Origin of the sequence: Kitasatospora arboriphila (genome assembly GCF_039528095.1) — a bacterium.
GTDB classification, from domain to species: Bacteria; Actinomycetota; Actinomycetes; order Streptomycetales; family Streptomycetaceae; genus Kitasatospora; species Kitasatospora arboriphila.
This window is the reverse complement of sequence record NZ_BAAALD010000125.1, coordinates 1-5,868: the sequence shown is the minus strand read 5'-3', so window position 1 is coordinate 5,868 and position 5,868 is coordinate 1. Positions and strand designations below refer to the sequence as shown.

Sequence of the window (5,868 nt, the reverse complement as noted above, 5' to 3'; positions counted from 1 at the left end):
TACCGGGGCGGGGGCGGCCGGGGCGGGGGCGGCGGCCGTCAGCCGCCGAAGTTCAGCGCGTAGAGGCTGCGCACGGAGTCCGCGGTCACGAAGTCCATCGGGACGGTGCCGAGCACCGGGCGGGAGGCGTGGTCGAGTCCGCCGAGGTAGCCGCGGAGCTTGGAGGCGGCGGCGTCGGCGGCCTGGCGCGGCCACAGGCCCCAGCCGGAGCTGGAGGTGAAGGTGAGGAACAGCCGGTTCGGGTCGCCGGAGGCCCGGGCGGCGTCCAGGTGGGCGGAGACCTCGGGCCACTTGCGGTTGTAGAAGTCGAAGATCGTGCCGATGTCGTAGTCGTCCTCGATGTCGGTCCTGGACCCGCCCCAGCGGATGCCGGGGAGCGCGCCGTTGTCGGCGAGCAGCACGATCCGGCCGCGGACGTCGCCGAGCCGCGGTATGCGGTCCTCGCTCCACAGCAGGCCCGGCCAGCGGCGCTGGTAGTCGGCGAAGATCGCCCCGAAGTCGGCGTCGGAGACGCTGGAGTACTCCTGCTTGACCCGCATCACCACGGTCTCGCCGGGGTGGGCGGCGAGGAAGGCGCCGACCTGGTTGAGCACGTCACCGAAGAAGATCTTCTGGAAGAACTGCGAGTGGTGGATCGCGAAGACCCCGTCGATCGCCCGGCACCGGATGTCCAGGAACCTCACGCCTGCGGACAGTTGGTCCGGGACGCCGAGGGTCTGGGTCTGCACCAGCGCCCCGCCGTACAGGGCGCAGGTGTCGTGGGTCCCGGGCAGGGTGAGCCGGGACAGCACCGCGTCGGAGCCGAGGGCGCCGAGCCAGTCGGCGCCGCCGGGGACGGCCGCGGCCCGGGCGACGGCGGAGGCCCGCGGCGCACCGAGCCCGAGCCCGGCGCCCGCGAGGGTGGCGGCGAACGCGGAGCGGGCGAAGGTGCGTCTGGTGATCGGAGTACCGGTCAGGGACAAGGGGTCAACCTCCTGGTGACGGTCCGACAGGTCATGGGCATGCCCATTATTGGCGGCGGTCCGACCTTCCGGCCAGACCCGCGACACAACCCCGCCGGACGGCCGCCGGGTGGTGCGGCGCCCCCTCCAGGCGCGCCGCGACTCCTCGACCACGAGGTCCACCGTGGTGGCGCACACCGCCGGCACGAGGCCTCGGCGGCGGCACCGGCGACCTGTACTTCTTCAAGGGCGACCAGTACGTCCGGGTGCGCTGACCGGGACCCGACCGTGCCGGGCGAGCGCTGATCGCGCAGGGTCGGCGTCACCTGCGGGTGCCCGGAGGGGCCGGGGACTCACGTCTCCGGCCCTGGCCACTGCCGGGACCACCGGGAGGTGAACCCGCGGGCCCCTTGCCTCCCGGATCGCGCGGCAGGACGTTCCGCCGGGCTGACACACTGAGGCCGACGCGCAGAGCCGCACGGAGGATCCGGACACCCATGCTGAACCCGCTCGACGCCCCGGCGGCGGTCTCGGCCGCGGCCGAACCGCTCGAGGACCTGCTCGACGACTGCAACCATGTGGCGTCCGTGGGCCTGTTCCACGTCGTCCCCGTCACCGGGACGGCACCCGGTCCCGACCGGATGGGGCGTCTCGCTCAGGCCGTGTACGACGCGGGGCCCAGTGGATACCGGGTGGGGACGCCGGTCGAGCCGTTCGAGTCACCGCAGGCCTGGCGGGAGGTTCTCCGCCGTCAGGTGACCGACGGGTTCATGCAGCCCTCCCGGCGGTACTCGGATCCCGGCCTGCGCACGCCCGCCCAGATCCGGCGGACGGGCGAACTCGCCGATGGTGTCTGCGACCTGATCGAGGCACATCTGGGGCCCGTCCGATGCTCCGGCGACGTCGACGGCCCGCACACGGGCAGCATCCAGTGGCGCAACCTGCTGCTGGTCACCGACGACTGGGCCACCGTCCTGGCCTTCGGCATCGACGACTGACCGGACACGCCCCGCCGACGGCGGGCGCCGCGGACCTACCGGAACATCCGGCGACCACGCCCGGCAGACAGACAGGAAGGAAGGAAGGCAGGCAGGCAGGCAGGCAGGCAGGCAGGCAGGCCGACGGTTGCCGTCGATCGGCGTGTCAGGCCCGTGCCGCCAGCAGGGGCGGGAGGTGCTGGGCGGCCGCCTCCGCGGTGAAGGAGGAGGCGAAGGTGAAGGCGCGCGGGGACGGACCGTTCGCCCGGAGCTCCGCCAGCCGGTCCAGCGCCTCACCGACGGGCGGCAGGTGGCCGGCGGGCACCCACCAGAGGACGAGGTGTGCCTCGACGTGCCGTTCGAACCAGTCGCGGCGCCGCCGCATGACCTCCAGGTGCCCGCTGCGGTAGGTGAAGTCCCACAGCGCCTCCTGGCTCTCCCAGACCGACAGGTTGACGATGACGTCCTCGCCGGCCGGACGCAGGGCGGCGGCGTTGGCCTCGCCGTCCCCCACGAGCCGCCACACGAAGCCGGGCGCCGCGTCCGCGGCCGTGTTGACCGGGTCGAGCATCTCGACGAACGGCGCGATGCGGGGGTCTTCGAGGGGGTACCGGAGCGTGGCGAGGTTGAGTTGGGCGAGGTGGGCGGCGCGCGTGGATGCGGTCATGGTGTCATCCCAGCACGGCCGTTCTCTCTATGTCAATCATCATTGTTTTTAGAATCCTCGACCACCACGCAGCACTCCCCCGGCCTGGCGTCCATACGGGCGCGGACGGGTCCGTCGGCGCCGAGCAACCCCTCCAGCAGAGCGAGGTTCATGCCGCACACCAACGGCGGGAAGCGCTCCGCGACGGCGTGGAAGGGGCAGTTGCGCATCCGGACGACGCGCGCCGCGGCTCCCTCGTCGCCGCCGTCCTCCACGTGCGGTTCGTAGCCGCGGGCCGCCAGCACCGCCACGGCCTCGTCGAGTCCCCCGCAGGGCGCGGCCGAACCGCGCAGTGCCTCGCCCCGCCGGCGCGCCGCCTCGCACAGCCCGGCGTCCAGACCGGCCTGTTCGGCCGCCTCGGCGAGCAGTTCGGCGGCGGTGCGGTAGTCGCGGGCCGGCAGTGACACCGACCGTTCGGCCTTCGCCCGCGTGTAGACCTTGGCGGGGCGGCCGGCGCCCGGCCCGGAACGTCCCGTCAGCCGGCGCATGCCGGTCTCCAGCAGCCCGGCCTCGGCCAGTCTGTCCAGGTGGTGCGCGGCGAGCGTGCGTGCCACTCCCGTCGCCTCGGCGGCCTCGTTGCGGCCGACCTCGCGCCCCCGGGCTGCCACGTACTCGTACAGGCGGCGCCGCACCGGATCCTGCAGCACCGCGATCGCGTCGATGTCCTCCATCCGGCCATTCTAGGAACAATGCAGGTAGGAGATAGAAAGGCCGCGCCACCTCCGCGGGGTCACCGGGACAGGCCGGTGAGCATCAGGAACTCGGCGCGGGAGCGCGCGTCCTCCCGCAGGGTTCCCAGCAGGGTGGAGGTGAGGGTCCTGGAGCCGCCGGCCTGGACACCTCGCAGGGTCATGCAGGTGTGCTCCGCCTCGATGACCACCCCGACGCCCTTCGGGGCGAGGCGGTCCTGCAGCCAGTCGGCGACCTGCTTGGTCAGGCGTTCCTGGACCTGCGGGCGGCAGGCGAAGTGCTCGACGACCCGGGCGAGTTTCGACAGGCCCAGGATCCGCCGGCCCGGCAGGTAGCCGACGTGCGCGGTACCCACGAACGGCAGCAGGTGGTGTTCGCAGACCGAGCGGAGCGGGATCGAGCGCGCGAGGACGAGTTCGTCGTAGCCCTCGTCGTTGGGGAAGGTGGTCAGGTCGAACGGCCGGGGGCTGAACATCTCGGCGTAGGCGCGGGCCATGCGGCCCGGTGTGCCGCGCAGGCTCTCCGAGTCGGTGGAGATGCCCAGGGCGTGCAGGAACCGGGCGGCGGCGTCCTCCGCCGCGGCGAGGTCGACGCCGTCGCCGTCGTGGACGACGTGCAGCGGCACCGCGGCCGGCGCCGGGGCCTGCACACGGGCCTGCACAGAGGCCGGCGCCGGGGCCGATGCAGGAGCCGACGCACGGGTCGGGAAGTCGTACGTGGTGGCGGACTCGGGTGTCGAGAAGTCGTACATGGCGATCACCGCGGAGAGGTCGGGGGCGGGGTGGCTGCTCATGTCAGCGGCCGGTGGTGTCGAGAACGGGCGCGTTCCGGCCGGCGGCCCCGACGGAGCCGGTCGGCACTTCGATCGGCCGGGTGACGAGAGCTGCGATGTCCACGGGGGACCCTCCGGAAGAAACGGTTCGAGGGGTGGCCGGCGGGCGAGGCCGGGATTCGGCCGGGGGGCGATCAGGCGCGGTCGGGGCCGGTCCGAGTACGGGTGTAGCCCTCCGCACGGGTGGCCTCGTCGGCGACCCGGACGCCGTAGCGGTAGGCGAGCTTGCCGCCGAGGTACCCGGAGACGCCGAGCACGGCGAGGCTCACCGCGGACAGCGCGAGCTTCCCCGCTCCGACGCTGCCGGTGGTGCCGTCGGCGTGCCGCCAGAAGAAGCCGGCGGCGTACGCGCAGGTCACCAGCAGGTTGAGCGACATGTGCACGAGCGCCGTGCGCATCGCCGGGGTTCCGCGCGGGATGGTGAGCAGGTCGAGGAACCCGACCAGTGCCGCGGCCAGCGCGCCGAGCACGCCCACCGCGATCAGCCACATCGCCCCCCGTGCCAGGAAGGCGGGGTCGTCCACCAGGTGCGAGGCGATGTCGAAGACCAGGGCGGCCACCCACGCCCCGATCGGGACGGTGACCAGCATCGGGTGGAACGGGTGACCGTGGGGGCCTGCCACCACCGCACCGACCGGCCGCGTCGCCTCCGTCGGCCACGTCGCTTCACCCGGCCGCGTCGTTTCTCCCGACTGCTTCGCCCGGGCCTGCTGCTCGCTGGTCATGCCGGGCCCCTTTCTCCGCCTTTTTCACCAACAAGTGTTGCCCTTATTCGGGTCACCCGTCAAGACGAGCAGGCCACAGCTCCACGAACAGGGGCGTGTCGCCATACGTGGGAGTTATCGTGAACAGGTGACCAGTGACGAGAGCGACCGGGGCACGGCGCCGCACGACCCGGCCGACCGCATCCTGTCGGTGAGTGTGCTCGGCGAGGGGTCGCGCAGGCGGATGTTCGCCTTCGTCCGACGCGCCGGCCGGCCGGTGACCCGGGACGAGGCGGCCGCGAGCGTGGGCATCTCCCGCAAGCTCGCCGCCTTCCACCTCGACAAGCTCGTCGACGCCGGTCTGCTGCAGGCCCGCTACGGCGCGCCCGGGGCCGTCCGCAAGGTGGGCCGCCAGCCCAAGGTCTACGAGCCGGCCGATGCCCAGATCACCGTCTCGATCCCCGACCGCCGCCACGAGTTGCTGGCCGACCTGCTCCTGGACGCCGTCCTGGCCCAGAGCGGGGGGGGGGGGGCGGGGGCGGGCGGGGGGGGGGGGGGGGGGGGGGGGCGCGGCCGGCTCGGCGAGGAGGAGCGCGAGTCCGGGCGTCCCGGGCGGCTCGGGGTGGAACGCGGGCTGACGATGTGCGAGCAGATGCTGGAGACCTACGGGTACGAGCCCGTCCGGGAGTCGCCGACCGAGGTCCGGCTGCGCAACTGCCCGTTCCACCCGCTCGCCGCCAAGGCGCCGGAGCTGGTGTGCGGCATGAACCACGCCTTCCTCGACGGCTACCTCCGGGGCCTGGAGGTCCCGGGCGTCGAAGCCGTCCTAGACCCCGTTCCCGGGGAGTGCTGCGTCCGTCTGCAGCCCGCTCCCCCAGCACCCGACGCCGCCCGCTGAGACGGCCGGACCGAAGGAACGCCTGGCAGTTGTCTTGGAGGAGGTCACGGCGCTGATCCGCGCCACCGGCGGGCCGGGGGCAGAGCTGCGCGTCGAGGCGGAGCTGTACAGCCGGCTGCG

General features: G+C 73.3%; 7 protein-coding genes. 2 read left to right on the top strand and 5 right to left on the bottom strand.

The window, feature by feature from the left end; genetic code table 11:
• Nucleotides 1–38: 38 nt before the first annotated feature.
• Entirely contained in the window at nt 39–962 is a 924-nt protein-coding gene (locus tag ABD353_RS35810; protein ID WP_344627892.1) for a phosphatidylinositol-specific phospholipase C, read from the bottom strand.
• A gap of 476 nt (nt 963–1,438) precedes the next feature.
• Here ABD353_RS35810 and ABD353_RS35805 point away from each other — a divergent pair, with 476 nt between their 5' ends.
• On the top strand, nt 1,439–1,939 hold the full coding sequence (locus ABD353_RS35805) for a hypothetical protein (protein ID WP_344627891.1): 501 nt from the start codon (nt 1,439–1,441) through the stop codon (nt 1,937–1,939).
• A 145-nt stretch (nt 1,940–2,084) separates the two neighbouring features.
• Here the strand turns inward: ABD353_RS35805 and ABD353_RS35800 are convergent, their stop codons facing one another.
• From ABD353_RS35800 to ABD353_RS35785, 4 genes are all read right to left on the bottom strand, one after another.
• Nucleotides 2,085–2,585, bottom strand: coding sequence for a DUF3291 domain-containing protein (locus ABD353_RS35800; RefSeq protein ID WP_344627890.1), 501 nt, complete (start codon nt 2,583–2,585; stop codon nt 2,085–2,087).
• A 32-nt stretch (nt 2,586–2,617) separates the two neighbouring features.
• Entirely contained in the window at nt 2,618–3,295 is a 678-nt protein-coding gene (locus tag ABD353_RS35795; protein ID WP_344627889.1) for a helix-turn-helix transcriptional regulator, read from the bottom strand.
• Nucleotides 3,296–3,354: 59 nt separating this feature from the next.
• On the bottom strand, nt 3,355–4,065 hold the full coding sequence (folE, locus tag ABD353_RS35790) for a GTP cyclohydrolase I FolE (RefSeq protein ID WP_425555323.1): 711 nt from the start codon (nt 4,063–4,065) through the stop codon (nt 3,355–3,357).
• Nucleotides 4,066–4,280: 215 nt separating this feature from the next.
• Complete coding sequence (locus ABD353_RS35785) at nt 4,281–4,871, bottom strand: DUF2231 domain-containing protein (RefSeq protein WP_344627888.1); 591 nt, start codon at nt 4,869–4,871, stop codon at nt 4,281–4,283.
• Nucleotides 4,872–4,998: 127 nt separating this feature from the next.
• Here ABD353_RS35785 and ABD353_RS35780 point away from each other — a divergent pair, with 127 nt between their 5' ends.
• Entirely contained in the window at nt 4,999–5,748 is a 750-nt protein-coding gene (locus ABD353_RS35780; protein ID WP_344627887.1) for a helix-turn-helix domain-containing protein, read from the top strand.
• The last annotated feature ends 120 nt before the right edge of the window (nt 5,749–5,868 follow it).